Origin of the sequence: Desulfosarcina cetonica JCM 12296 (assembly GCF_001311845.1) — a bacterium.
GTDB classification, from domain to species: domain Bacteria; phylum Desulfobacterota; class Desulfobacteria; order Desulfobacterales; family Desulfosarcinaceae; genus Desulfosarcina; species Desulfosarcina cetonica.
This window is the reverse complement of record NZ_BBCC01000468.1, coordinates 1-1,136: the sequence shown is the minus strand read 5'-3', so window position 1 is coordinate 1,136 and position 1,136 is coordinate 1. Positions and strand designations below refer to the sequence as shown.

The window sequence follows — 1,136 nt, the reverse complement described above, 5'->3', positions numbered from 1 at the left end:
AAAGATGAAGGGAAGAGCGCAAGCACACGCAATGTTATCATTTCCGGGATGAAGTTTTTCTACCAGCATACACTGGTAAACAGCGAAATCGCATTGAATATGCCAAGTCGTCGTAAACCTAAAATCCTACCTGAAGTTCTCAGCAGAGAGCAGGTTCGCATGATCATCGACACTCCGGCGGATCTCAAGCATCGGCTGATATTGATGACGGCTTATTCTGGAGGGCTTCGGGTCAGCGAAGTGGCGGCACTGAAAGTCAGTAGCATCGACAGTGCGCGGATGGTGATCCGGGTTTATCAGGGTAAAGGCATGAAAGACCGCGATACGCTGCTTTCAACAAAACTGCTGGAGGAACTACGGGCCTATTGGAAGGTCTACCGCCCGACAGATTGGCTGTTTTACGGTAAACGCCCAGACACTCCCATGAGCATCACATCGATTCAGAGAATGTACCGCCGTGCCAAGAGCGATGCCGGCATCACCAAGGGCAAGGGTATTCATTGCCTTCGTCACTGCTTTGCCACTCATCTGCTGGAAGCCGGCTATGATGTGCGCAAGATACAGCTTCTCATGGGGCATCGCTCGTTGTCCACCACCATGGTCTATCTTCACGTTTCCAGAAACGGGCTGGCAAAGGTCCAGAGCCCTCTGGATTTTATCGAAGAGCCGGAACAACAGGCGCCGCCGTGGGAGGATGACGATGAATTCAATCAATAATTATCCTCAACCGGCAAACCGACAGGTGGAGGTGGCGGATATTTTGCGCTGCCACATCGGTGACTATCTCAAAAAATACAATATGCCGCCGGAGCATTACAGGGTCGTATATGACATTTTAAATTGCCGGACCGCTTATCTTGGCGGGCACGTTGAAATGTGCGATCAATGCGCAGCCGAACGCATCCTTTACAACTCGTGCCGCAACCGGCATTGCCCGAAATGCCAGACCATCACCAAGCAGCGCTGGTTGTCCGCCCGGCAGGCCGAACTTTTGCCGGTCAACTATTTTCACAATGTTTTCACCCTTCCCCATGAATTGAATCCTTTGATTTTGTGCAACAAACCACTCATGCTGGGATTCCTGTTTCAGGCCGCCAGCCAGACGTTGCTCGATTTCGGCAAGAATCCGAAGAACG

2 protein-coding genes are annotated in these 1,136 nt (G+C 51.4%); both read left to right on the top strand.

The window, feature by feature from the left end:
* On the top strand, positions 1-717 hold a 717-nt coding region (locus tag JCM12296_RS35020), incomplete at its 5' end, for a tyrosine-type recombinase/integrase (RefSeq protein WP_157068207.1).
* A partial coding sequence (locus JCM12296_RS35015) for an IS91 family transposase (RefSeq protein WP_172684277.1) occupies positions 701-1,136 on the top strand: 436 nt, incomplete at its 3' end. The genes JCM12296_RS35020 and JCM12296_RS35015, both read left to right, overlap by 17 nt.